The organism is Capsulimonas corticalis, assembly GCF_003574315.2.
Taxonomy (GTDB): Bacteria; Armatimonadota; Armatimonadia; order Armatimonadales; family Capsulimonadaceae; genus Capsulimonas; species Capsulimonas corticalis.
In genome coordinates this window covers 4492339-4517512 of record NZ_AP025739.1, presented here as the reverse complement: position 1 = coordinate 4517512, position 25174 = coordinate 4492339, and the positions used below count along the sequence as shown (strand labels likewise).

26 protein-coding genes and 5 tRNA genes are annotated in these 25174 nt (G+C 62.1%); 8 read left to right on the top strand and 23 right to left on the bottom strand.

Annotation, left to right across the window (positions count from 1 at the left end):
* Nucleotides 1–5: 5 nt before the first annotated feature.
* The 5 genes from D5261_RS19395 to D5261_RS19375 form a co-directional block, all read right to left on the bottom strand.
* Complete coding sequence (locus tag D5261_RS19395; protein ID WP_119325158.1) at nt 6–308, bottom strand: YtxH domain-containing protein; 303 nt, start codon at nt 306–308, stop codon at nt 6–8.
* A 1-nt stretch (nt 309) separates the two neighbouring features.
* Nucleotides 310–561 carry a hypothetical protein gene (locus D5261_RS19390; RefSeq protein ID WP_119325157.1) on the bottom strand — a complete coding sequence of 84 codons (252 nt, stop codon included), beginning with the start codon at nt 559–561 and terminating at the stop codon, nt 310–312.
* A 49-nt stretch (nt 562–610) separates the two neighbouring features.
* Nucleotides 611–955 (bottom strand): STAS domain-containing protein, encoded by a 345-nt coding sequence (locus D5261_RS19385; protein ID WP_119325156.1) that lies wholly within the window; start codon nt 953–955, stop codon nt 611–613.
* 190 nt (nt 956–1145) lie between these two features.
* Nucleotides 1146–2348: an acyl-CoA reductase gene (locus D5261_RS19380; protein WP_165864686.1), complete on the bottom strand. Its 1203-nt coding sequence runs from the start codon at nt 2346–2348 to the stop codon at nt 1146–1148.
* Nucleotides 2333–3349, bottom strand: coding sequence for a LuxE/PaaK family acyltransferase (locus D5261_RS19375; RefSeq protein ID WP_125206412.1), 1017 nt, complete (start codon nt 3347–3349; stop codon nt 2333–2335). The genes D5261_RS19380 and D5261_RS19375 overlap by 16 nt, the downstream gene beginning before the upstream one ends.
* Nucleotides 3350–3367: 18 nt before the next feature.
* On the opposite strand from D5261_RS19375, the gene D5261_RS19370 reads away from it, so the two are divergent.
* The 3 genes from D5261_RS19370 to D5261_RS19360 all read left to right on the top strand — a co-directional run bounded on the left by D5261_RS19370 (nt 3368) and on the right by D5261_RS19360 (nt 8800).
* Entirely contained in the window at nt 3368–6391 is a 3024-nt protein-coding gene (locus D5261_RS19370) for an FtsW/RodA/SpoVE family cell cycle protein (protein WP_119325153.1), read from the top strand.
* Between the two features lie 123 nt (nt 6392–6514).
* Nucleotides 6515–7705 carry a ParB/RepB/Spo0J family partition protein gene (locus tag D5261_RS19365; RefSeq protein ID WP_119325152.1) on the top strand — a complete coding sequence of 397 codons (1191 nt, stop codon included), beginning with the start codon at nt 6515–6517 and terminating at the stop codon, nt 7703–7705.
* Between the two features lie 93 nt (nt 7706–7798).
* Nucleotides 7799–8800, top strand: a complete 1002-nt coding sequence (locus D5261_RS19360) for a hypothetical protein (protein ID WP_125206411.1) — start codon at nt 7799–7801, stop codon at nt 8798–8800.
* Between the two features lie 419 nt (nt 8801–9219).
* Here the strand turns inward: D5261_RS19360 and lpdA are convergent, their stop codons facing one another.
* Together lpdA and D5261_RS19350 are read right to left on the bottom strand one after the other, a co-directional pair.
* A complete protein-coding gene (lpdA, locus tag D5261_RS19355; protein WP_125206409.1) occupies nt 9220–10683 on the bottom strand; it encodes a dihydrolipoyl dehydrogenase in 1464 nt (487 codons plus the stop codon).
* 78 nt (nt 10684–10761) lie between these two features.
* Nucleotides 10762–10845 (bottom strand) — tRNA-Leu (locus D5261_RS19350).
* 121 nt (nt 10846–10966) lie between these two features.
* Here D5261_RS19350 and D5261_RS19345 point away from each other — a divergent pair.
* Together D5261_RS19345 and D5261_RS19340 are read left to right on the top strand one after the other, a co-directional pair.
* Entirely contained in the window at nt 10967–11371 is a 405-nt protein-coding gene (locus D5261_RS19345) for a CoA-binding protein (RefSeq protein WP_218025795.1), read from the top strand.
* Between the two features lie 45 nt (nt 11372–11416).
* Entirely contained in the window at nt 11417–11719 is a 303-nt protein-coding gene (locus D5261_RS19340; RefSeq protein WP_119325147.1) for a hypothetical protein, read from the top strand.
* A gap of 51 nt (nt 11720–11770) precedes the next feature.
* Here D5261_RS19340 and D5261_RS19335 read toward each other — a convergent pair whose 3' ends face one another.
* The 7 genes from D5261_RS19335 to D5261_RS19305 form a co-directional block, all read right to left on the bottom strand.
* Nucleotides 11771–12451 carry a DUF4397 domain-containing protein gene (locus D5261_RS19335; protein ID WP_165864685.1) on the bottom strand — a complete coding sequence of 227 codons (681 nt, stop codon included), beginning with the start codon at nt 12449–12451 and terminating at the stop codon, nt 11771–11773.
* A gap of 149 nt (nt 12452–12600) precedes the next feature.
* A tRNA-Trp gene (locus D5261_RS19330) sits at nt 12601–12676 on the bottom strand.
* A 62-nt stretch (nt 12677–12738) separates the two neighbouring features.
* A complete protein-coding gene (rpmG, locus tag D5261_RS19325; RefSeq protein ID WP_119325145.1) occupies nt 12739–12900 on the bottom strand; it encodes a 50S ribosomal protein L33 in 162 nt (53 codons plus the stop codon).
* Between the two features lie 70 nt (nt 12901–12970).
* Entirely contained in the window at nt 12971–14164 is a 1194-nt protein-coding gene (gene tuf / locus D5261_RS19320) for an elongation factor Tu (protein ID WP_119322401.1), read from the bottom strand.
* A 117-nt stretch (nt 14165–14281) separates the two neighbouring features.
* Nucleotides 14282–14356: transfer RNA gene (locus D5261_RS19315), tRNA-Thr, on the bottom strand.
* A 52-nt stretch (nt 14357–14408) separates the two neighbouring features.
* Nucleotides 14409–14494 (bottom strand) — tRNA-Tyr (locus D5261_RS19310).
* Between the two features lie 73 nt (nt 14495–14567).
* Nucleotides 14568–14643 (bottom strand) — tRNA-Thr (locus tag D5261_RS19305).
* A gap of 502 nt (nt 14644–15145) precedes the next feature.
* Between D5261_RS19305 and rbp the strand changes: the two genes are divergently transcribed.
* Entirely contained in the window at nt 15146–15556 is a 411-nt protein-coding gene (rbp, locus tag D5261_RS19300; protein WP_119323186.1) for an RNA-binding regulator, read from the top strand.
* A 145-nt stretch (nt 15557–15701) separates the two neighbouring features.
* On the opposite strand, the gene trxA is transcribed toward rbp, so the two are convergent.
* From trxA to D5261_RS19275, 5 genes are all read right to left on the bottom strand, one after another.
* Nucleotides 15702–16028, bottom strand: a complete 327-nt coding sequence (gene trxA / locus D5261_RS19295) for a thioredoxin (RefSeq protein WP_119323187.1) — start codon at nt 16026–16028, stop codon at nt 15702–15704.
* Nucleotides 16029–16148: 120 nt separating this feature from the next.
* Nucleotides 16149–16799 (bottom strand): response regulator transcription factor, encoded by a 651-nt coding sequence (locus D5261_RS19290; protein ID WP_119323188.1) that lies wholly within the window; start codon nt 16797–16799, stop codon nt 16149–16151.
* A gap of 29 nt (nt 16800–16828) precedes the next feature.
* Nucleotides 16829–17998 (bottom strand): sensor histidine kinase, encoded by a 1170-nt coding sequence (locus D5261_RS19285; protein ID WP_119323189.1) that lies wholly within the window; start codon nt 17996–17998, stop codon nt 16829–16831.
* A complete protein-coding gene (locus D5261_RS19280) occupies nt 17999–18733 on the bottom strand; it encodes an alpha/beta hydrolase family protein (RefSeq protein ID WP_165864427.1) in 735 nt (244 codons plus the stop codon).
* A gap of 7 nt (nt 18734–18740) precedes the next feature.
* Nucleotides 18741–19259, bottom strand: coding sequence for a helix-turn-helix domain-containing protein (locus D5261_RS19275; RefSeq protein WP_119323191.1), 519 nt, complete (start codon nt 19257–19259; stop codon nt 18741–18743).
* Nucleotides 19260–19419: 160 nt separating this feature from the next.
* Between D5261_RS19275 and D5261_RS19270 the strand changes: the two genes are divergently transcribed.
* Nucleotides 19420–20130: a response regulator gene (locus tag D5261_RS19270; RefSeq protein WP_119323192.1), complete on the top strand. Its 711-nt coding sequence runs from the start codon at nt 19420–19422 to the stop codon at nt 20128–20130.
* A gap of 6 nt (nt 20131–20136) precedes the next feature.
* Nucleotides 20137–21273 carry a sensor histidine kinase gene (locus D5261_RS19265; protein ID WP_119323193.1) on the top strand — a complete coding sequence of 379 codons (1137 nt, stop codon included), beginning with the start codon at nt 20137–20139 and terminating at the stop codon, nt 21271–21273.
* Between the two features lie 27 nt (nt 21274–21300).
* Here D5261_RS19265 and hemB read toward each other — a convergent pair whose 3' ends face one another.
* The 4 genes from hemB to dapF all read right to left on the bottom strand — a co-directional run bounded on the left by hemB (nt 21301) and on the right by dapF (nt 24862).
* Nucleotides 21301–22281, bottom strand: a complete 981-nt coding sequence (hemB, locus tag D5261_RS19260) for a porphobilinogen synthase (protein WP_119323194.1) — start codon at nt 22279–22281, stop codon at nt 21301–21303.
* A 16-nt stretch (nt 22282–22297) separates the two neighbouring features.
* Nucleotides 22298–23299, bottom strand: a complete 1002-nt coding sequence (locus tag D5261_RS19255) for a GHMP family kinase ATP-binding protein (protein ID WP_119323195.1) — start codon at nt 23297–23299, stop codon at nt 22298–22300.
* On the bottom strand, nt 23296–23853 hold the full coding sequence (locus tag D5261_RS19250) for a D-glycero-alpha-D-manno-heptose-1,7-bisphosphate 7-phosphatase (protein ID WP_119323196.1): 558 nt from the start codon (nt 23851–23853) through the stop codon (nt 23296–23298). The genes D5261_RS19255 and D5261_RS19250 overlap by 4 nt, the downstream gene beginning before the upstream one ends.
* Before the next feature lie 151 nt (nt 23854–24004).
* Nucleotides 24005–24862, bottom strand: a complete 858-nt coding sequence (gene dapF / locus D5261_RS19245; RefSeq protein ID WP_119323197.1) for a diaminopimelate epimerase — start codon at nt 24860–24862, stop codon at nt 24005–24007.
* Between the last annotated feature and the right edge of the window lie 312 nt (nt 24863–25174).

Below are 25174 nucleotides of genomic sequence, written 5' to 3'. Positions count from 1 at the left end.
ATGCGTCAATCGACTTTGCTGGGTTCGACACGCGCCGCGTCATCGGGCGGTGTGGTGTTCAGCGTTCCCTCGACCGAGCTTACCACGCGCTCGCGGCCTTCCATGATGGCGTCGGCGGCGTGCGTTTTCCAGTCGCCGGCTTTGGAAACGATCTCTTCGCGCAGTTCTTTTCCCGACTTCGGGGCCAGCAGCAATGCCGCGACCGCTCCGATTGCGGCGCCGATCACGACGGCGATTAAACCCGCCGCTCCATCCGCCGGCCGCGCGCCAAATCGGTCATCCTGTCCAAAATCGAAATTGTCGGCCATATCAGATGATATCCGTGGCGGCGATCAGTTCGAAAAGACGCCCGAGGTTGAGCGCTTTTTCCGCAGTGGCCTTCGTGACGATTTCGCCCTTGCGGATCAGCGGGAAGCCGAAGTATCCCGCCACATCGCGCTGCGCGGTGCGGCCGATGATGGGATCGACAAACCCGATGTCTTCCGAATTGTTCGCGAGCGCGAGGTTATCCATCGCGCTCATGCCGGACGTTCCCGCCGGCGTGCCTTTGGTTTCAGCCATTGCGTGTTCTATCAAACCTTCCGTAAATCATTTCCGTGGCGCCGATGCGTTAGGCAATATCGGCGAAATCGTAAGCCAGGTTCATAATCGTGTCGAACCGGCCGAGGCGTAAGACCCGCTCCGGCTGGCGGCCGGGCGTCAGCAGGATATGCAGAGGACGCGCGTCCGGCGCAAGACGCTTGCGCGCCTCGACAAGAAGCGCAAGGCCTGCACTGTCGATAAAGTCAACGCGACTCAGGTCGACGATGACTGCGGACTTGGAGCCGTTGTTGACGGCTTCGAGCACCGGCTCGCGCAGCTGGCCGACCGTGGTGAGATCAACCTCGCCGACGGCTTCGATCAGGGCTCCCTTGTCCGTAGGGCGGTTATTAACCGTAAGTTGGGCAGCGTTCAATACAAGAAGTCTCCCGGGGTAACCGCAGTGTGACCTGGCGGTGTGTTTTGCGTGGCTGACGCGATGCGCAGCGCAACGATGGAGTTTTTAGTAGCAACAGTATATCTAAGTTATTTGCGAGAGTCAAGAGACCTTAATGAACAGGACTGAGAATTCATGTCTCAATTTACTCCTCGGAATGTGATTGGCCTCACGCCGCCGTGAAACACTTCAAAACGTCGATTTCATTCTGCCGCCAGGTAATCGGCGGCGTCTGCATCTGACCGGGACGGCAGAGATAAGAAATTCCCATCTTCGCCAGCATCTCCCGGAGCGCGGCCGGAATATCCCCGCGCGCCGCAATCGCACAGCCTTGCAGCGCCCCCGCGACTTCCGCGAGAGCCTCCGGCAAAATGTCGATCGACGACAGCGATTGGACGTTGATCACGCCGTGTGTCGGCGATGCGGCGAACTGCCGCCGGCGCGGCCGGACCACGGTATATCGCAGCTGTGGATCTTCCCACAAGCGATCGCCCATCATACGCGCCAGTGTCCGGTGACGCCTCACCTGGGCGGCCGCCTCCACGTTCACAGGCGCCAGGTTCATCTCCAGCGACGTGCGTTTCAGCGCGTCGGAAAGCCGCCCGGCAAAGTCGTCGGCGTCATAAACATCGCCGATGACGTAAATTGAATGCGGCGACAGACACCCGCTCTGATCGTACGTCAGCACATCTCGCGCCAGGTCCATCGCCGCCGACATTGCATCCGGCAGCGACAGCGCAATCGCCATCGACAAACGATGCCCGTATCCCAAAAACTGCGCTCCGGGACGATAACGCCGAAGCTGCTCAATGGTGGTGTCATCGCCATACGCCACCAGGAAATCGGTCTCCAGGGCAAGCGCTTCGTCCAGCTCGCGCGTTCCCCCAGCCCATTCCAGCATCTCGACACAGCGCGCGAGATCCGGATGCGTTTCGGCAAGCAGCAGAGGAAACGCGCCGCCCCACCGCGCCGCCGGCCCCGTGGGGAGTTTCACCAGAGAGGCGCTGCGGACCAGCAGCGCGCGCGCCACGCTGGTCCACGCCAGCAAAGGCGTATTCCCCGCAATGACATGACCTATCAGATCATACCCAAGAGTGTCGATGACGCCTTCATTTTTTTGCAGATCGCGCAATGACGTTAAAGACATGGATGCAAAGAGGGCGTCCAGACTGGGCCGAACCATGGCGAACGGAAAGGGTTCGCTCAAACTTTGCAGACGCCGGGCGATGTCGCTCTCGCCGCGCAGATAGCGCGCGGCGACGAAGCTCAGCGCTTCCGCGACCTCCAGCGACGTCATGCCGGTCAGCACGGCGTCACGCTCGGTCCTCAAGCGGGCGGCGGCGTCACGGATATCAGTTACTGTCGCGCCCATAATTCTTCCACGGTCAGCGAGCATCCGCGCAGCTCGGTGTCGCTCGCGCGGCCGCGCAGCGTAAACCCATCGGCTCCCAAAATCCCCATATCTTCCGTCTGGACCGCCATCACCGAGTTAAAATTCGCCAGATCGAAGTGCGTGAGAAGCCCAGGCTGCCCGGCTTGGGCCTCCGCGCCCGTCACCGGATCGATGGCCGCCGTACGCACCCAGTGGGGGCCGCGCTTGACCGGATCCAGTCCCCGGCTGTAAAACTGCGACGCCATCTCGGACATGCCGTATTCGCTGTAACACGATTCGATTGGAACGCCCAATCGATCCCGAAACATACCGTACAGCTCTTCGCGCGCCACCTCGCGGGTGCGCCCTTTGAAACCGCCGGTTTCTATGACGACGCTTCCCGGAGGCAGGCTCCAGGCGTCCGTGGACGCATCGAACAGGCCGACAAAGGCGAACGCCGTGCCGAAGAGTACGATCGGCCTTTCGACACGCGCAAGGTCCGAGGACAGCTCGGAATCCCGATCCCAGTAAAACCGCTCCGCCCGCAGCGCGCCAAGCATATGGGACAGCGAGGAATGCGGCGCGGCGTCCGGCGCAGGCATCATCGCCCAGATCGGCAGTCCGTTCGCGGACGGAATTCCCCGCGCAAAACCATGCGCCAAGCTTGCTTCATACAGCGCGAGCGCGTCCGCATCCATGGAGTGCTTTCCCGCCTCGCGCAGCGTCGTTCCCGACGAGTGAAAGACCGAGACGACCTCCTCGGGCGGCGCGCAGCTCAGCGTAAAGAGCTTGAACGCCTGCGACGGCGTCGCCGGGATCATGCGCCAGTGATCGATCGATCCCGGCGTCACGTCTAAACTCTCGCACAGGCGGCGATACACTTCGTTTCGTTCATACTGACGGGCAAACAGCTCCAGCGCCAGCGTATTGAATGGATCCTCAGTGCTCCCTGAAGGATCCTCGGCGATGAATGCGGCGATATTCCGCGCAAGGGTGTCCATACGGGTATTATACTGCCCATGCATCAAAAATTTTCACGCCGAGGATTGGAGCTCGCCCTCCTGCTGCCGATGTCGGCAGTGCTCGCCCTTGGCTTTCTTTTACTCTTCAGCAGCAAGCTGCTCACGACGCCCGTTCCCGCCAATGTGGTCAATGTCAATCAGGCGACGGCCCAGCAGCTTGCCCGCGCCCTGAACCTGCCGGCGGCCATCGCGCAGCAAGTCGTGGACGCCCGGCAAAAGCTGCGTGGACACGCCTTCGGCTCGACATCGCAGATGCGCCATCTCAAGCTGTTTCGCGGGACGAATATCGTCCTCGACGACGACCAGCTGGTCGTGCGCGGCAAGTCCGATGTCTCCAGCGAATACTGGCGCGGGATCGCTTTCTTTTTCTTTGCCTTTTTCCTGGCGCACGTCTACTTGCGCAAAATGGCTCCCAGCGCCGACCCGTTCCTGCTGCCCTTGATCGAACTGCTCTGCGGCGTTGGTCTGATGATGGTTTATACCGTGAAAGATCCCTTTCGCGATACATTCTCTTTTCTGGGGCAAGTGCGCGGCGTCGCGCTTTACGGAATGATCGCGCTGGCGGTCCCGATCCTCAAGCCATTTTCCCGAATTATCCTGCGACGCTATCAATATGTCTACGCCGTGGCGGCGATCGTGCTGATGGTGCTGCAAATCCTGGTCGGCTCAGGACCGGGGGGAGTTCACCTGGAGCTGTTCGGATTTGAACCGGTCGAAGTCATCAAGGTCTTGCTGGTCTTATTTGTCGTGTCGTACCTGACGCAGCGGCCCGACGCGCTGGACAGCCCCATCGCTCCCCTGCCCCGCGTACAGGATTTCGGGCCGCTCGCGATTATCTACGCCAGCGTGCTGCTGCTGTTCGTCGCGATGAAGGACCTCGGGCCGGCTGTGCTGCTCTTCGGAACCTTCCTGACGATTGTTTACCTTGCGACGCAGCGTAAGATCTACCCCCTCATCGGCGGCGCTCTGCTTCTGGTCGCGGGCTTCGTCGGATACCACATCCACCTCGGGTTCTTCGCGACGCGCGTAACGATGTGGCTTAACCCCTGGGTGAATACGGACGCCAAGGGCGCACAACTGGGCCAGGGGCTCTGGGGCATGGCGACAGGCGGCGTCTTCGGCAGCGGGCTTGGGATGGGCAATCCGGGGATGATCCCGCGCGGCGGCTCCGATCTCATCTTCGCTTCCATCGGCGAGGAGATGGGACTGATCGGCGCGCTCTGCATCCTGATCGTTTACGTATTAATCTGCGTACGCGGCTTTCGAATCGCGATGCACGCCGTCACGCACTTTGACCGGCTCTTGGCGGCGGGCCTCACCACGCTTTTGACGCTCCAGACAATGATCATCGTCGGCGGCGTCACGGGATTGCTGCCGCTCACCGGCATCACACTGCCTTTTGTGTCCTTTGGCACATCTTCTCTGGTCGTCAACTTCTTCTCGATCGGTCTGCTGCTGCATCTTTCGGCGAAGACGCTGCCCCCGGATGTTACGGACGTCGCCTCAAGCGCCTGGGTGCGCTCGGCGCGGCTGGTGACGGTCGGCATGGCGGCGTATCTGCTGATCGGCGTCGGCGTGTTCCGTTTGTTCTACATCCAGGGGATCGCCGACACGGCGATCGCTGGCCGCGCGATCCGAACGCCGGACCGCGATCTGGTGACGCGCGATCATATTAACCCACGCCTGAAAAACTACGCCGACGCGATCCCGCGCGGAACGATCTTCGACCGCAATGGCCGCGTGCTGGCCGTAAGCGCCAAGCCCGGCCAGTATTCTCAGGCAACGGGCCTGCTCAATCCCGACGGACGCATGCGGCTTTACCCCGGCGGCCCCGCCTGCGCGCACTTACTCTACGCCGTCGAAGGCGACCACAGCTCGACCAACGCCCTCGGGCGCAATACCGAACTGCGCGGCTATGCGACTTACGCCGATCTGCTCACGCCCTACCGACTGCGTTATCTGCCGGGCGCGTCACAGATGAAGGGAGAAGACATCCGCCTCTCGATCGATCTCGATCTCCAGCAGGCGGCGTCCAAGGCGCTGATCGACAGCGCCCACTCGGTACGCGACCGGCGCACCGGACAATCCAAGGACCGGGGGGCGGCGGTCGCGATAGATGTCGCGACGGGCGAGGTGCTCGCCGCCGTGAGTTCGCCAACGTTCGACCCCGCGACGATCACCGGCGACGGCATGGCGGATCTGCTGGCGGATAAAGACAAACGCTCAACGCTGCTCGACCGTTCGGTGCGCGGCCTCTACCCTCCGGGATCGACATTCAAAGTCGTGACGGCCTCGGCGGCGTTCCAGCAAGGGCTGCAAAACACCATCGTCAACTGCCCACACACGGAGTACAACGTCAAATGGCGCTATGACGGCGTGCGATACTCGCGGCGGCGTATCACCGACGACGCAGAGTTCTCCGCGCACGGCTCAACCGATATGGCGAAGGCGCTCGCCGTCTCCTGCAATATCTACTTCGCGCGCCTCGGCCTGCTCGTGGGCCCGGAAGCACTGGAGAAGACGGCGACCGAGGGCTTCGGCCTTGCTTACTTCCCGAAACTCAAGGCGCTGGGCGAAGACCTGCCGGACTGCTCTTACGGTCAAGGGACGGTGCGGACGACGCCGACGGAGATGGCGGAAGTGGCGCAGACCGTTGCGAACGGCGGGATTCATATCCCGGCGACGTTCTTCCACACCACATCGCCAAGCTCGCAGAGCGCGACGACCGTGGTTACGGTCGATCAGGCCGCTCAGCTTCAGGGGATGCTCGCGGGCGTCGTCACCGGCGGCACCGCGCGCGGCGTGTTCGACGGCCTTCCCGTGAGCGTCGCCGGCAAGACCGGCAGCGCGCAGAACGATCAGGGCGACAAACAGACGCATTCCTGGTTCATCGGCTCGGCCCCGGCCGACCGCCCATCCCTCGCATTCTCCTGCGTGATCGAAAACGGCGGCCACGGGCGCAGCGCCGCCGGGCCTGTCTGCCGCGCCATCGTCGCCCAGGCGTTCGCATCCAAACATTAATGGGGAATCGGTAACGTTACCAGGATTGAGAATCCGGCTCATTCCGCCGACAATCAAAGCAGGCGAACCGCAGATAACACGCGGCGCAAAAGTATTGATTGCTAGGCCCGGAGAGCCCTCACGATGACTAACGTTCAGAATGTTCCGCTGGATCAGATCCTTACCAACGAGGGACAGCCGCGGAAGTCCTTTTATCAAGAGAGCCTGGAAGAGCTCGCCGCCTCCATCAAAGAGCGCGGCGTGCTGGAGCCGATTGTCGTCCGCCCGTTCAAAGGGCCGGATGGATCGGACAAGTTCCAGATCGTGATGGGCGAACGCCGCTACCGCGCCTCGCGGCTGGCGGGAATGGCGACCATTCCCGCCGTTATCAAGGAGATGAGCGACGAGGACGCCCAGGCCGACGCCCTGCTGGAGAACTTCCAGCGCGAGGACCTGAACCCAATCGAAAAAGCGCGCGCCATTCAGGGCCTGCTGACGTTTATGTCGTGGGAAAAGTGCGGCAAGACGCTGGGCGTCTCCGAGACGACTCTGCGCCGATCTCTGGAGCTTCTGGAGCTTCCCCTCTTCGTACAAAACGAGCTGGCGATGCGCGCGATCCCCGGACAGGTCGTCCTCTCCGAAGGCCACGCCCGGGCAATGGCGGCCCTGAACCACGATCCCGCGACTCAGAAGCGCCTTGTCGAGAAGATCAAAACCGAAAAGCTCAACCTCGGCGATACGGAGAAAGTGATCGACGCGATCAACAAGTACCCCGAAAAGCGCGAGGCGTTCCTGCGCGTCCCGATCCAGATCACCGATCAGTTGCTCAAAACCATGGGCGTCCGCGCCGAGAAAGCGAAGCCGTACAAGCCGCAGACCGCCGAGCAGCATATGAAGGCGATCGACAAGATCGGCACACAGCTCAACGACCTGCTCGACGAGCGCGTGATAGAATACCTTTCCGCCGTGCAGATGAACCAGATGCTCGCCACCTGCGCCGAGCTCCAGCGCGGTCTGGACGAGTTCAACCGCAAAGTCCGTCTCGCGCTCAAGTCCAAGGATTTCGGCTTCCAGGAGACCTATATTCACTGCCCCCTGTGCGGCCGCGTCGAACTCGTCGGCAGCCAGCGCTGCTCCGTCTGCTGGTCCATCCTGCGCCGCTGCTACGACTGCGGCAACTACGACCGCGCCGCCGAAAAGTGCGGCGTCACCAGCGCGCAGATCTATGTGGCGGAGGCGGAGAATCCGAAGGAGTACTCCAAGAGCTACAAATGCCCGGATTACAAACCCAAGTACGACGCGCAGGCGGTAAAGACGCTGAAGGTGGCGGCGTAGGAGTCCCTCACCCTCGTTCCCTCTCCCGGAGGAGAGGGAACGAGGGTGAGGGCTCCGCTTGACATCCCACATCCCCTTTTGCTAAACTGGGGCATGAAAATTGCCCCGTCGCTGGCTATGCTCTGCCTGCTGGCCGCTTCACACCCCCTTTCCGCGCAGATCACGCCGGCGGTTCCCGCCAATCCGACGACCGATCCCAAGAACGCCCCTGCTCCCATCGTTCCGCCCGGGACGCCGACGCCCTTGCCGGTCACGCCGCCGGACGCCGCGCCGGCGCCGCCGCTGTCGGTGACGAACTCGGAGCGCCAATATTTTGCGTTTGGCTACTCGCTGGCGAAGGCGGCGTTTTCGTACGCCGAGCTTGCCAAGAAGGCGACCGCGATTTCGAAGATCAAGGATAAGACGAAGGCGATGCAGGAATTGGGAAATCTGCTGCCGGTCGCCGAGCGCAACCGGGAGATGTCGAAAGAAAGCTTCACAGACGCCCTCACGACGATGCGAAACCTCCACGCGACCCCGAAGGCGACCGCGACGATTGCGAGCGCCGTGGAGCGCCTCAGCAAGCCTCTGGTGATGTCGGGGGAAGCGCGCGACGTCGCGCTGCAAAGTCCAGACGCCGGGCAGGCGCTGGCGTCGCTCAATGAGTTTGAACGGCTGTCGGGATTGTCGGAAGATCCCGCGATCAAAAAGTGGATCGCTTCGCCCAGTGTCTCAGCCGCCGGCAAAGTCTGGTATGCGGAAGGGCTGATTTCGGGACTGGCGGAGATCGCCGCGCAGCAGCAGATGCCGGACCTGCTTCCCCCGCTCTCCGAAATCTCAGCCGACCTGCGCGGCATGCGCGATTGGCTTGTACTGCGCTACCCGGACAAGCCCTCGCCCGAGCAGCAAAACCTCAAGGCCGCGCTGAACAAGTTCCTGGTGCAGACCGCGCAGGCGAGCAAGACGAGCCGATTGATGACGCAGGCGGAACTGCGGCAGCTCGGCGATATCTGCCGAGACCTGCGGCTTCAGCTCCTGCCGGAAACCGCCCCGAAAGCGCCCCCGCCAGCCGCGACGCCCGTTCCCAACACACCGCCGGTAACCGCGCCGTCGTAAGCGCGGCGCACCGTTCCTACCGACGCCCTTTGGTGCCCCTCGGCCTTCGCGCGACCGTTCCCGGGTGACCTACCCCCGGCCTTTGGGCGCCCCCTCCGTGGCAAACCCACCCCGGCGCTTCGCGCCACCCCTCCCGCGACGGGAAGGGTTGGTAGGATTGCCTCTTACAGAAGCTGCCTGCGATAACACACTCTGAAATAACCCTTCCCGTCGGCGGGAGGGGTGGCCCGAAGGGCCGGGGTGGGTTTGCCCGGGAGGGGTCGGCCAAGGGCCGGGGTGGGTTTGCCCGGGAGGGGTCGGCCGAAGGCCGGGGGTGGGTTTGCCCGGGAGCACCCGAAGGCCGGGTTGGGTTTGCATAGAGAAAAAAACGCCGATCCCCATAGCGAGGATCGGCGTTTTTCGTGAATGCCCAAACGTACTTACTTGTGGACGCTTTCGCCCTTGACGTCCTGGGCCGCTTCCATGACCGCTTCCGACAGCGTCGGGTGGCCGTGGATGGTGTGCATCAGTTCTTCAATCGTCGATTCCAGCTTGATCGACACGCAGACTTCGTGGATCAGGTCCGTGGCGTGCGGGCCGACGATGTGCGCGCCGAGGATCTCGCCGTACTTGGCGTCGGTGACGATCTTGACCAGACCGACGTTCTCGTTGATCGCCATCGCCTTGCCGAGCGCCTTGAAGGTGAACTTACCGACCTTGACGTCGTAGCCCTGTTCGCGCGCTTCCTTCTCGGTGAGGCCCGTCACGGCGATCTCCGGCTCCGTGTAGACGCAGGCGGGGATGGCGCGGCGGTCCATCTCGACATTGTGTCCCATCGCGTTCTCAGCCGCGACTTCACCTTCGCGGGTCGCGACGTGCGCGAGGCCGCCGCCGGCGGCGTCGCCGATCGCGTAGATGTTCGGAACGTTGGTGCGCAGGAACGAATCCGAGATGATCTTGCGGCGGTCCATCGCGATACCGGCGTTCTCCAGGCCCAGACCGTTGGTGTAGGGCGCGCGGCCCACGGCCACCAGCAGCTTATCGAACTCCAGCTCGCCGTCGCCGTCCTTTTCGCTGATATACTTCAGCTTGCGGCCTGCGACATCCACCGCCACGACCTTGGTGCTGGTCATGACCTTGATGCCGGACTTCGTCAGCAGTTTGTGCAATTCGCCCGAGATCTCCGGGTCGATGGTCGGCAGAATGGTCGGCATCAGCTCGATCAGCGTAACTTCCGCGCCCAGACCGCGATACGCGTAAGCGAACTCGGTTCCGACGGCGCCGCTGCCCATGACCGCCAGACGCTTCGGAAGCTCGGTCGCCGAAACGGCTTCGTTGCTGGTCCAGACCGCAGTGCCGCCCAGCTTGCCTTCGCCGCGGCGCTTGCGCGCTTCCCGGTTATCGATAAAGACATCCGAGTCGGCGCCGCCCTGGTCCAGGCCGGGGATCGGCAGAGCGGCGGGAACGCTGCCCGTGGCGAGAATGATCGACGCCGTGGTGATCTTCTCCACCGTACCGTCGTGCGCCGTCACTTCGACCGTATGCGCGTCCAGCAGCTTGCCCTTGCCGCCGATAAATCGGACCTTGTTCTTTTTCAGCAGAAACTCGACGCCGCCCACGAGCGTGGTGACGACTTTATCCTTGCGCGCCATGACTTTGCCGAAGTCGTAGCCGACCTCGCCGAGGGTCAGGCCGAAGTCGGCCGCATGCTTGGCCTGATCCAGCGCGGCGACGGAGCCGATGATCGTCTTCGTCGGGATACATCCCCAGTTCAGACAGGTGCCGCCCGCCTTATCGAAATCGATACAAACGACCTTCCCGCCCAGCTGCGCGGCCTTAATCGCGGCGGGGTATCCGCCGGGGCCGCCGCCAATCACAATCACATCGACATCATACTGCGCCATTTTCGTATCCTTATGTCCGCACGGAAAATCGGCGCCGGAAACATTCAATGTCCGCCGGCGCCGTAGTCGAAAACACGATGGTGCCCAGGGCGGGACTCGAACCCGCACGGGTTGCCCCGGGGGATTTTAAGTCCCCTGTGTCTGCCATTTCACCACCCGGGCGTTTACGCCAATCAGTATAGCATACGAGCCCGAGCGAAGTCAAACCCGCCTCACAGTTGCGCGCCTTGACAATCGGCCTCCAAAAAGGCTAACATAATGCCATAAATCGCCGAGCATCCTTATGAACACCATCGAAGAAATCGACAGCATTCTGACGTCGCACACGTTCGCGGTGGCCGGAGCCTCACGCAATCCCGAGAAGTACGGCAGCATGGTCTTTCATGCGCTGAAAAACGACGGCAAAAGCGTGTATCCTATCAATCCTAACGCTGCGGACATCGACGGAGTTCCCTGCTACCCCAGCCTCTCCGAGGCGCCGGCGGACGCGGAAGTCGCGGTGTTCATCACGCCTCCCCCAGTGACCGAAGCGGGCGTGGCGGAAGCCCTGGCGCGCGGAATTGGCAAGATCTGGATGCAGCCCGGCGCGGAATCTCCGAAGGCGATCGCGCTGTGCGAAGAGGCCAACGCGACAGCCGTCGCGGGCGGCCCCTGCATTCTAGTGATGCTCAAAACACGCAAACATTAATATTGCAATTTTGATATTTTAAAACAACGAGGTGACGGGAGAGATATGGAAAAGAAGAGCAGCTATCACTGCATCGACGGCCGCAGCTACGATGTCACGATGACCTGGAACGAAAACTTCAAGGACACGGACAAGATCTTCAAGGCGGACTTCGTCGCAATCGATCAAAACAACAACCGCAAACTGGTTCTGCCGCGCGAGATCGCCACCTACGCGATCGGCAACCCGGAAGAGCCGCTGGGCGAGTGCGTCAAGTACTACTATAACGGCCGCCGCGAGGAGCTGATGTCCGACTATCTCACCACGGCCTACCGCCGCGTGTGCGACTGGATCGAACGCGGTAAGTAATTCAAAATTCAAACGCCCCCGGCCCCTAGTGGGCGCGGGGGCGTTTGAGTTTTAGAAGCGGTCGCTGTAAGCTTCTAGAGCCAGCGAATTGGTAGATTTTCGCCCCATCGCGATGATCGTGTACGAGCGACCGCCCTCGAGACGGACATCAACGGGGCCGATCACGGGGCGCACATCGTCGCTCTCGGCGGCGATGACTTTGAAGGAATATGTTCCCGCGTTCAGCAGCATCGGGTCGCTCTTGTGCGCGAAGCGCGTGGCGTCGGCGGCGACGATGTTGTTGACGAGAAACGCCAGCGGGCCGAGATCCGGACCGGCGTGGACAAACAGCACGCGCGCCTGATCCTGCGGGACCGGAGTCCCGCGATCCTCTTTCCAGATCAGCGTGCGGAGCGGATCGCCGTCGTGCTTGGGATCGACCGCAACGACCGTATACACGCCGCCCTTTTCCAATCGAATCGGAACGCTGGAGCTTGTCCCGGCCTGAGCGGCGTTGGTCGCCATGGAGATGGAGTAATTGCCCGGCTCCGTTCCCCGGTATCCGGATGTGCTCCGGAAACGGTTCCCATGCCAGGCGTCCCGATCGTTCACCGACAGCGTCAGCTCCTCCGACCCCGACACCGCGTTGATGATCCGCACGGCCGCGCCGTCCTCCAGATTGACGGACCGGTGGCGGCGGCATCCCGCGGAGCTCACCATCAACACAAGAGCGCTCAAAGCCGTGAGCGACATGCAGGCAGACTTCCTTATCATGGAGAAGAGATTCCCCCCGCTCGCCGGATATTCCTTCCGAACGGACGTACGTGGGGATGACCGCCCCAGCGTCCGCGCGCCACAAAGACAAAAATCCGGTCACGCAAATGCGTGACCGGATTTTCTTGTGGCGGGGGCACCAGGACTCGAACCCGGGACCTTCGGTTTTGGAGACCAACGCTCTACCAACTGAGCCATACCCCCAAAACAATCAAATTGTGAGAAGAGAGGGGCCTATGCGCCAAGGGCGAACAGGCCGAACTCGACTATTTCGCTTCGCGATGAAGCTTGTGGGCGCGGCAGCGGGGGCAGAACTTATTCAGTTCCAGGCGCTCAGGATGCTTGCGCTTGTTCTTCGTGGTGGCGTAGGTGCGCTCTTTGCACTCCGTACACGCCAAGTTGACTATCACTCGTGCTTCGTTTGCCATAACAGTATCCTAGCGGCGCGGGGAGCCTTTTGAGGGGCTCCCCGCCGCCGACCGTCATCGTCCGTACGGACTATTCAATGATCTTGCTGACGACGCCGGCGCCGACGGTGTGACCGCCTTCGCGGATCGCGAAGCGCAGGCCTTCCTCCATCGCGATCGGGGCGATCAGAGTGCCCGTGATCGAGACGTTATCGCCCGGCATAACCATCTCCACGCCGTCCGGAAGCTCCAGGCTGCCCGTCACGTCCGTGGTGCGGAAGTAGAACTGAGGACGATAGCCCTTGAAGAACGGCGTGTGGCGGCCGCCTTCGTCCTTGCTCAGGATATAGACCTCGCCCGTGAACTTCGTGTGCGGCTTGATCGAACCCGGCTTCGCCAGGACCTGACCACGCTCGATGTCCTTGCGCTCAACACCGCGAAGCAGGATGCCCGCGTTGTCGCCCGCCTGAACCGTGTCCAGGATCTTGCGGAACATTTCCATCGACGTCGCGACCGTGTTCTTGGTCGTCTCCCGGATGCCGACGATCTCCAAAGGCTCGCCCGCCTTCAGAACGCCGCGCTCGACGCGACCGGTCGCAACCGTACCGCGGCCCGTGATCGTCATCGTGTCCTCAACCGGCATCAGGAACGGCTTGTCCACGTCGCGCTCCGGCGTCGGGATGAACGCGTCCACCGCCGCCATCAGCTTCAGGACGGCGGGCTCGCCGATCTCCGACTGATCGCCTTCCAGCGCCTTGACCGCCGAACCGACGATGATCGGGGTGTCGTCGCCAGGGAAGTCGTACTTGCTCAGAAGCTCGCGCACTTCCATCTCAACCAGTTCGATCAGCTCCGCGTCGTCGACCATGTCCGCCTTGTTCAGGAAGACGACGATCGAAGGAACGCCGACCTGACGGGCAAGCAGGATGTGCTCGCGGGTCTGGGGCATTGGGCCGTCGGCGGCGGAGACGACCAGGATCGCTCCGTCCATCTGCGCGGCGCCGGTGATCATGTTCTTGATGTAGTCGGCGTGTCCCGGGCAGTCGACGTGCGCGTAGTGACGCGCGGTGGTCTCGTACTCGACGTGCGCGGTGTTAATGGTAATACCGCGAGCCTTCTCTTCGGGAGCGGCGTCGATCTGGTCATACGCCTTCGCGATCGCTCCGCCGGTCTTGGCCAGAACATTAGTGATAGCCGCGGTCAGGGACGTCTTGCCGTGGTCGACATGACCGATGGTCCCGATATTTACGTGGGGCTTGCTGCGGTCAAACTTTGCCTTCGCCATGTTGCGTGTGCTTCCTCTCTGAAGGTTTCCATCCAAGAACGGTCGCTTTGAGAGGCGCCTCCGGATGTGAAACGCCGCTTGCCATCAGGCAGCGGCTGAATAATGCGAAATGTTATCTGGGGCCCACGAAGGGAATCGGACCCTTGACCTCTTCTTTACCAAAGAAGTGCTCTACCACTGAGCTACGTGGGCAAAGAGCCACGCCGGGATATCAGTTGAGACTCTGAAACGGCGTGGCGTGTGCTGGTGGGCCGAACAAGATTCGAACTTGTGTAGGCTTGCGCCGACGATTTTACAGACCGCCTCCTTTAGCCACTCGGACATCGACCCATATGCAGTTTTGGCTAAAATGTCTCGCCCAGCTTACTCCACTTTGCTTTCGCAAAATCGAGCGCGTTCTCAATGGGGCCGAAGACAGGACTCGAACCCGCGACCCGCTGTTTACAAAACAGCTGCTCTACCAACTGAGCTACTTCGGCACTGTCAGCAGGGCGAAACACGGGTTGTATTATACGAGATTTGCAGGTTATTTGTCAAGAGCCGGAAGAGAAATTACCGATGCTATTTTTCAAAGTCCTTGCGGGGCCGCCGGTGTATTCCCCATCTGTAAACCGGGGAAAGTTTGGCAGCGGCGATAGTATACCACGCCCTTTCTGGAAAATACTACCGTTGTCTGGTTATTACGCGAAAATTTACGTACGATTTCGTACAATCCCCGAAGCAAAATAGGCCAAAAATTTCTAATTGACCTGCCGGAGGCGCCGTGGTATAATAGGCGAGATATCGGGGATTGTCCCGATTGCCTTCTTTTTCGCGATCTGTTCACTGCCAGTTCCGTGACGCTCCGGTTCCTTCGGTGTTTCCGACGAGTCCGAGACCTCCGAAATGTAGGCTATCGTGTTGAGACGATGAAGAAAGGCCTGTCCGCAGACTACTCCGCCCGCGCGGAGTGTTGTAAACACCGAAAGGAGCCATTGTAGAATGGCAACCAAACTTTACGTTGGCAATTTGAGCTACGGCATGACCGATCAGCAGCTCAACGACCTTTTCGCCGAGGCGGGTAACGTCTCCAGCGCGCAGGTCGTTACCGACCGATACACCGGTCAGTCCCGCGGCTTCGGCTTCGTCGAAATGGCGTCCGAAGATGAAGCGCAGCAGGCGATTGCGGCCATCAACGGCCGCAGCGTCGATGGGCGCGCTCTTGTCGTCAACGAGTCGCGACCGCGCGAAGATCGTGGCGGCGGCGGTGGCGGCAACCGCGGTGGCGGTGGTTACGGCGGCGGCAATCGCGGCGGTGGCGGCGGCTACGGTGGTGGCGGCGGCTACGGCGGCGGTGGCGGCAACCGCGGCGGTGGCGGCGGCTACGGCGGCGGAAGCAGCGACCGCTGGTAATTCCAAGCGAATAGCGAAGGGGAGGACAACAGTCCTCCCCTTCGCTATTTTTGTCCGTCTTTCAAAATCTTACTCATCAACAAAACCCGGCCGGACGCAATCGCATCCGGCCGGGTTTTGTTTGACGTTCGATCCTGAGAACTGCTTAGATGTGCTGCGACAGTGCAGCGCCAATCGTCTGCTTGGTGTTCTGGCCGCCGACGAGCTCGCCAACCTTCTGGCCACCCTTGAAGATGATCAGCGTCGGGATGCTCTGGACGCCGTAGCGTCCGGCAATGTCGGGGCTGTCGTCCACATTGAGCTTCAGAACCTTCGCTTTGCCCTCGTACTCAGCCGCGACGGCGTCCACGGCGGGAGCGATCGCGCGGCACGGACCACACCAAACGGCCCAGAAGTCCACCAGGACGGGAACCTCGGACTGCAGTACTTCTTTGTCGAAATCAGCCGTAGTGACGGCGGCGGCGGAACTCATTCTTCTCACTCTTTCTGATCATCTGATCGGGACAATTTCACATACGGCCCTGACCGTATGTCCTACTCTTACATAACACGGCTCTTTACCCGGCGGTTCCCCCAAATTATGGAAGTAAGATTAAGCGAAGCCTTGCCGGGCCGCGAGCAGCGCCGCTTCCGCGCGGGTGTTGACTTGCAGCTTCCAGAGTATGGCGCTGACATGGTTTTTGACCGTCTTTTCCGCGATGAATAGCGAATCGGCGATCTCTTTATTGCGTTTCCCGGTCGCAAGCGTTTTTAAAACTTCCAGCTCGCGTTCGGTCAGCTCGGTGAACCGGCTGTCGGGCTCCGGCGCGGTTCGGATCCGATTGAACTCGGACAGGACGCGCGCCGCGATGGACGGGTGGAGCAGCGCCTCGCCCCGCGCGACGGCTCGGATCGCCGCCAGCGTATCATCCAGCGGCCCGTCCTTGAGCACGTATCCCATCGCGCCCGCTTTCACGGCGGCGAAGACATGCGCGTCGTCGTGATAGATCGTCAGGACGACGATCCCCAGATCCGGCAGCTCGGGCTTCAGCGCTTGAATGACCTCGACGCCCGTCCGGCGCGGCATCTGAATATCGGTCAGCAGCACATGCGGCTGGCGCTGGCGCACCAGCCCTACCGCCTCCTCGCCGTCGGCGGCGGTCCCAACAATTTCAATATCGTCTTCCAGCGCGAGAAGCCTCGCCAGGTTCTCCCGCGTGAGACGTTCATCTTCCGCGATCAGCAGGCGAATCGGTCTGGACATGAAGCCGCTCCCATTCTGGAAATCACGCGCTATGCGATCGGCACGGAGAGCGTGACAGTCGTGCCGCTGGAAACCTCGCTGGCGATACGAATCACGCCGCCCAGGTCCCGCGCTCTGTCCCGCATGGATTGCAGGCCCATTCCGGACGCCTCGCTGTTCGATGTATCGAACCCAACGCCGTCGTCCGCGACGCGCGCCGTCAGTGTCGAACCGTTCAACGCGAGAGATATTACCACACTGGAGGCGTTTGCGTGCTTCGCGGCGTTATTGAGCGCCTCCTGAATGATGCGAAGCATCAAAAACTGCGATCTGGGCGCCAGTTGGTCCGCGACCGTATCGCACTCCACATGCACCTGAACGCCGGTCCGGTCGGCGAAACGGCGCGCATAAGTCGATAACCGGCCGCAGAAGCCCGCGCCGTCCCCCGCCTCCAGCGTCCATGGGTTCGTCTCAAAGATCAGCTGGCGCGTATCCTCCATCGCCGACCGGAGCAGGCCGATATTCTCCCCGATCATCGGCCCCGCCGAGGCGGGGTCTTTCTCGGCCACGCGCTTCGCCACTTCCAGCCCTAAAATCGCATTGACGATCTCGCGCCCAACGCCGTCATGGATCTCCCGCGCCACCCTGCCCTTTTCGCGCTCCAGGCTGAGCTCCTCGCGCAGCCGCGACACCTGCCGCGCCCGCGCCTCGGCCCCGCCGTGCAGACGGCGCGCCACCGCTCCCGTCACAAACAAGAAGAACAGATGCGTGGTGAAGGAAAGCGGCGCCGTGAGCGGCCACACCGCCCAGGTATACCCCACCCCCACCAAACACGTCAGCAGCAGTTCGGCCTTGACGGAATCGCTCAGCGTCTCCGTCACCAGCAGTAAAAAATAAATCAGCCAGAGATCGGAATGCAGGCCGCCGGTCAGCCGCACCACAATAGCAATCAGGATGATATCCACGCAGGTGAACGCCCACCCCCATTGCCCCGTCGTCCCCGCCTTGCTGCGATAGCCGCAATAAGATCGCAGCCCGACACAGACCACCGCGCAGATAAACACGCACACCAGATCCGAGCGCACCGCCGGCGTGTAGTGGCGATACTGAACTCCCAGCGAGCCGCCGACAAAGAGCAGGCACAGCCAGAGGTACCGATTGATCCGCCACGCGTCGTGCTTGCGGGCCGCGAGTAACCATGCGCCGGCCAGATCTTGCATTTAATGAAACTTCTGCGTCCAGGCGATGCTGCGCTTCAGCATATCGTCCGTGTATTTGTGTCCGTGCTCGCGGTAGACGACCAAATCCAGCCGTTCCGGCGTCTCACGATAACTCTCTTGCAGGCGGCTCTGCAATTTCCGCACGCCGCTGATGGGGATCACGTCGTCTTCATCCCCATGCAGCATGAGCAGCGCGGACGGCGGGATCTTGTGCGCGAGCTCCAGCGGACTCAGCGATGACGCCAGCGGATACAAGGGATGCCCTTCGATCACGCCGTGCGGCTCCAGCATTCCGAGCCAGTCGGGCGTGCCCATCGCGATGGAGGCTGTGGAGATGCGCGGCTCGCCGAGCATGGCGGCGAAGGCGACAATTCCGCCCAGCGAGACGGCGTGCAGCGCGATGGAATCAACGCCGAGCCAATCGATCACACGGGAGACATCCCGCACGCTCTGCGCGACGATCTCAAACATGGCGGCGGCGTAGTCGCCCTGAAGCAAGCGCTCCCGGTCCTCGGCGCGCTCCCGTTCGCCATGCATCGCCAGATCGAACGCGACGCCGCGAAATCCGGCGCGGGCGAACGAATATCCCGCCATCAGCTGGTTCTCTTTGCGCCCGCCCAGCCCATGCAGCAGCAGCACGGGCGGCAGCTCCGAGCCGAACGGCTCCGGCGCGATTGTCAGGCACGGCAGGTCATCCCCCGCCCAGTCGGCTTCCAGCAGGTATTGGCTTGCCATAAGGCTCCTAAGGCGCGACGGCGAGCGCCAGCAGCACGAGCAGCACCCGGTTTCCATGGTCCGTGAGCGCATACCGGTTGCGCGCCGTTTGATTGATCAGGCCGGCGTGCATCAGATCGCGCAGATGGTGATAGAGACTGCCCGTGCTCAGACTGGCGATCTCACCCAGCACGGCGGCGCTTTCGCCTTCCTTGCCCAGCAGAGCGCGCAGCAGGCTGACTTTCGGCGCCGACGAGACCGCATCGCCGATCGTCGCCACGCGCTCGTCGGAAACGCGCGCGATCTGCGCCGATGTGACCGATTCCGAAACGTTTTTCACCTTGGTTTCGCCTTCGCCCGGCGTCCGGTACGACACCGAGTAGGCCACCACGCCGTCGCCTTTCTCGCGCCGCGCGGCCGGCTCCGGCGCGGCGGCGGTCGGCGCTTCTCGCGATGCGGTCAGCGCCGCCTGGAGCGCGCGCATTTCGGCCTGGAGCTGCTTGATAGCATCCTTTGTTTTCCCCGTATCCTTTGTTTTTGTGTCCATAAAATCTTATCCATTTCTGGATTATTGTAGCATTGAACTGAATGACTGTCAATATGGCTGGACAATTGCGCCGGGGTGCGGTATACTTTCCCCGCTCTCCCGTCGACTCAAGAAGAATGTCGTCAGAAGACAGGACGCTCTCGGCCCGAGGAACACACCTATGCAAAAAATTCTGGTCGTTGATGATGAAGCCCCGATCGTCGACGCCATCTCCTATAATCTTTCCAAAGAAGGCTTCGCGGTCGTCACGGCGTTCGACGCCGATGAATGTCTCGCGCGGATCGCTTCCGAGCAGCCGGACTTGATCGTTCTGGATGTGATGCTCCCGTCGGGGAGCGGCCTGGATATCTGCCAGCGCCTGCACCGCGATGGATCCACGATCCCGGTGATTCTGCTCACCGCCCGCGCCGCCGAAACCGACTGTCTGCGCGGATTCGAAGCCGGCGCCGACGATTACGTCGTCAAACCCTTCCGAATGCGCGAACTGATGGCCCGGGTCCACGCCCATCTGCGGCGCGCCAACACCGAGCCCGCCGCCGATATCCTCAAGCCCGTGGACGAAGTCCTGCAATTCGATTGGGAGCAATCCTCGATCCAGATCAACAGCGACCGCCGCGAAGTCAAGCGAGACGGCGCGCCGATTCCCCTCTCCCGCAAAGAATTCGACCTGCTCACTCTGATGGCGATGAACCGCGGCCGCGTCTTTGACCGCCAAACCCTGCTGGCCCGCGTTTGGGGCGAAGATTGCTACGTGGACGACCGCACCGTGGATGTGCATATCCGCTGGCTGCGCGAAAAGCTGGAGCGCACCCCCGCCCGTCCGGAAATGCTGCTGACGGTTCGCGGAGTCGGCTACAAATTCCAAGGATAGTCACCGATGCGCAAGGCTCATCCATTTCCAATCTCGCAATGGCTGCAGCCCCGGCGTCTCCCCGGCGACGCCGATCCATCGAAAGCCGCGCAGGCGATCGACGCCGCGCGACAGATCGATGAATCCGCGCGCTGGCAGGCGGTCATGGAGAGTACGGACGACGCGATCCTGCTCGTCGACGGCTCCTCCAGCATCCTCCTGAAAAACCCCGCCGCCACGCGCCTCTTCTCGAAATCCGCCCAGTCCGACGCGCAGCGCTCCGAGCCCCTCTCGGAAATGCTGTTCGGCTACACGTTAAGCCGTGAGCTGGACGATCTTTTCCGCAAATCCAGAGAGCGCAAGGTCGTGGTGGAGGCGGAGATCACGCTGACCCAGACCGTGCAGCGCAGCCTGCACGCCCGTATTGTCCCGGTCCCCAGCAACGAATTTCTGATCGTGATGCGCGACCTCACCGAACTGCGCCGCCTGGAGCGCGTGCGGCGGGATTTCGTCGCCAACGTTTCCCATGAGCTGCGCACGCCGCTGACGTCGATCAAAGCGATGGCGGAGACGCTGCTGGACGGCGCGCGCACCGACGAAGCCGTGGCCGAGCGCTTCCTGGAAACGATCATCCGCGAATCGGATCGGCTGGTGCGCCTTTCCTCCGACCTGCTCGATCTCTCGCGCGTCGAAGCCAAAGGCGTCACCCGCGAGCCGCAGGACATGGCGATTTTGGTGGGAGATGTGTGCGGACGCCTGGCGTCGCAGGCGGACAAGGCGGGAGTGGCGATTGTCAACGAGGTGCGCCCCCCGCTCATCGCGGAAGCCGATCACGACGAAATGGCGCAGGTTGTCGTGAACCTTCTGGACAACGCCATCAGCTACACCCCGCGCGGCGGCTCCGTGCGTCTCTACGCCACGGAAACCTCCGAAACGCTGACGATCCACGTCACCGACACCGGCATCGGCATCCTCAAAGACGACATCCCGCGCCTCTTCGAGCGCTTCTACCGCGCCGACAAGGCCCGCAGCCGCGCCTCCGGCGGCACGGGACTGGGCCTGGCGATCGTGAAGCACATTGTGGAAAACCACGGCGGCGCGGTCTCGGTACAGAGCGAATACAACAAGGGCAGCACATTCAGCGTCACGCTGCCGAGGCAGTAGGAGCCAATCGCGCGGCGCTTTCGCAACCTATTCCAGCCACCCCGCCACATCCTTCGCGTGGTACGTCAGAATGATATCCGCGCCCGCGCGCTTCATCGATGTCAAAATCTCCAGCACCGTGGACTTCTCGTCGATCCAGCCGTTCGCGGCGGCGGCCTTCACCATCGAATACTCCCCGGACACATTGTAAACGACCACCGGCAGGTCCGTGGCGTTGCGCACTTCGCGGACGATGTCCAGGAAGTAGAGCGCCGGCTTGACCATCACCATGTCCGCGCCTTCGGCGATATCGAGGTCTAATTCGCGCAGGGCTTCGCGGCGATTGGCGGGGTCCATCTGGTACGACTTGCGATCGCCGAATTTGGGGGCGCTGTCGGCGGCTTCGCGGAACGGCCCGTACATCGCCGACGTGTACTTTACGGAGTAGGCCATGATCGGCGTCTCCGTGTACCCCTGCGAATCCAGAGCGGCGCGCAGGGCGCCGACGCGGCCGTCCATCATGTCGGAGGGGGCGACGATATCCGCGCCCGCCGCCGCATGGGACAGCGCCGTTCGGGCGAGCAGGTCCAGCGACTCGTCGTTGACGACATAGCCGTCACGAACAATGCCGCAGTGGCCGTGCGACATATATTCGCACAGGCAAACGTCGGTGATCACAAGGAGATCGGGATTGTCGGCTTTCAGGGCGCGCACGGCGCGCTGCACGACGCCATTATCGGCGTAGGCGGTGGTGGCGAGTTCGTCTTTGGATTCCGGAAGGCCAAAAAGCAGCACGGCGGGCACGCCGGCGTTCGCCGCGGATTCCGCCTCACGACGCAGTTCGTCGACGGACAGCTGGAAGACGCCGGGCATGGAGCCGATCTCGCGGCGGACGCCTTCCGGGCCGTCAAGCGCGAACAGGGGATAAACCAGGTCCTGACGGCTCAGCGTCGTCTCACGGACCAGCGAGCGAAGCGCCGGCGTCGAGCGCAGCCGGCGGGGACGGAAGATCAAATTGGCGTTAGTCATAAATTACTCTGTCAGGTTAAACACGTATCTCCACGGTGAGACCGAGCGAGGGGGCTGGGATGAGGATCTTATCGGCGCCGGCGTCCAGCAGGGCTTTTTGCGTCCGCTCTGGGTCTAACGTCAGGGCGATAATCGTACCGCCGCCACCCGCGCCGGCGAGCTTGGCGGCGATCGCGCCGCCGCCCAGGGCCGCCGCGATCAGGGCTTCGTTCGACTCTCCGCTGCCGCCCAAATCCCGCTGGATGGCGTGGTTGCGGCTCATCAGCTCGGCGAGCAGCGGCCAATCGTGCGCCAGCAGCGCTTTTTTGCCGGTGCGCGCCAGCCGAGCGATCTCCAGATAGCCTTCGACGACAGCAAGTTCTCCCTCCAGCCACCGATCGCGGATCGACTTATGCACGGTTCCGGAGTGATGCTTGACGCCGGTATGGGCGAGGACGAACGGCAGTGTCGTCAAATACGGCGCGAGGGGCTCAATAGTGGCGTAGGGCGTGGAATAGTCCTGCGACATCGCGCTGTTCTTGTCACGAAAGTCCATGAAGTTCAGACCGCCGAACGTCGCCATATAGTGGTCCTGAAAGCCGCAGACACAGCGCAAAACGTCGTATTCGATCTTGCGGACGAGCTCCGCGACCTCATAGGGGTTCAAGCGCAGGTCCAAATGCGCGAGCACGGCGCCGACGATCGTCGCCAGAATCGCCGTCGAGCCGGCGAGGCCCGCCTGCATGGGGATGTCCGTGGTCGCGTCCAGGTGGAACGGCGGCGTGACGCCCGGCTGCACTTCCAGCGCCATCAGAACGGCGCGCGCGACGTTCAAATAATCCCCATCGCGAAGCGCCAGATCGTTGGAGCTGACGATCTCCTGAGATTGGCCGCCGACCGAAATGACAATACTGTCCTTTTCACCCACCAGCGTACAGGCGGCGCGCTCTGCCGTGGAGCATGAAACGACACTGCCGCCGTACATATCCGTCGGATTTCCAACAATACCGCAGCGCCCAGGGGCGGTGGCGATGATCATACGCGTTGCTCCATTATCCAGTCAACAGCCGTGGGTAGATCTGGGAAGACAAAATCCGGCGCGGGATCCCAAATGCCGTCGTGATAAAACCGAGAACCACCGGATAGCACAAGGGCCGTCTTGCCGACCTTCGCCGCGTAACCAGCGGCGATGTCGGTGGGAGAGTCGCCGATGAAGATCGTAGATGCAAGATCCAGGCCAAAATCAGCGGCGGCCTCTAAAAGCATGCCCGGCTCCGGCTTCCGGCGTGGCGAGCAGGCGTCTTTCAGGTCCGTACAGTAGTAATAACGGTCGATATAGGCTCCGGCAAGACGATCGAGCTCCGTACGCATCTGCTGTTCAATCCCCGCCAGATCATCTCGAGTCATCACGCCTTTGCCGACGCCCTGCTGGTTGGAAACCACGAGCACCGGGACGCCGACTTCATTCAATCGCTTGACGGCTTCGGCGACGCCCGGCAGCATGACCAGGGCTTCGGACTTCAGAACATATCCGTTCGGGGTATGAGTATTCAATACCCCGTCTCGGTCAAGAAATACACCTGTAATGATCATGGCGTTCCAGGGAGCGATCGGCGCGCTCCGTCACTTCGACTCGGTCGTGGCGGGAGAAATGTATGACAAGGCGAAAAGAGCAGGCGTTTCGCATGTTGCAAAACGCCTGCTCTCGATCGCAAAACGGCCGCAATCCGGGACGCGCAGGGCGTCAGCCAACCCAATTCCCCTCGAAAACATCGGCGGCGGCCCCCGTCATGTAGACATGGTTATCCGCTTCGCTCCATTCAATGTCCAGATCGCCGCCGGGAAGATGGACCAGCACGCGCCGGCCGGTCTTGCCGTTGAGCACTCCCGCGACCACTGACGCGCAGGCGCCGGTCCCGCACGCGAGGGTCTCCGCCGCGCCGCGCTCCCAGACCCGGAACTTCGTTTCGTTCTCGGAGATCACTTCGATAAATTCCGTATTCGTGCGCTTGGGGAACGCCGCATGGCTTTCCACAAACGGTCCGACCTGCTCCAGCGGATAATCCTTCACATTGTCCACAAAAATCACGGCGTGGGGATTGCCCATCGACACGGCCGTCACGAGCAGCGTCCGCCCCGCCGCCTCGATCGGCAGGCTGACGACCGGCGACTCGCCCTCGCCCAGCGTCGTCGGCACCAGCGCCGGAATCAAGACCGGCTCGCCCATATCCACGCGCACCGTGGCGGCTTTGCCGTCCGCCCCCGCCTGCACCGCGACATGGAGCAGCCCCGCGCCCGTCTCCACCGGCAGCTCCGCCTGATCCTTGCCATGACCACGGTCATAGAGGAACTTCGCAAAGCACCGAATGCCGTTGCCGCACATCTCCGCCTCGGAGCCGTCAGGATTGAGCATCCTCATTTGATAGGCAACCGTCTCGCCCGGCAGGACTAAGATGACGCCGTCGCCGCCAATCCCAAACTTCCGGTCGCAAAGCGCCACCGCCTGCGCGCGCGCCTGCTGCGCGAGCGCCCGTCCATCTTCGCCAAGACAATCGACCATGATAAAGTCGTTGCCAATGCCATGCATCTTCGTAAACTGCATCGAATAAGTTACTTTCTTAAGAGGCCCTCACCCGGCGCTTCGCGCCACCCTCTCCCAATCTTAGGAGAGGGTTAAGAATAAGGCAAGGATCAACGATCCTCAAAACAAAAACTCTGACTCCCCCTCTCCCAATTTTGGGAGAGGGGGCCGGGGGATGAGGGCTCCCCTCCCTACGCAATCGGCTCCAGCTTCGGCGGAAGCGGGGTTTCCTCCACGGGCGCGGGCGTCGGCGCGGGGCCGTTGATCGCGGGCGCCGGCAGCGCATGGGTCGGGGCGTGCGACTGCGCCTGGGCGCCGTTCTCACGCATCAGA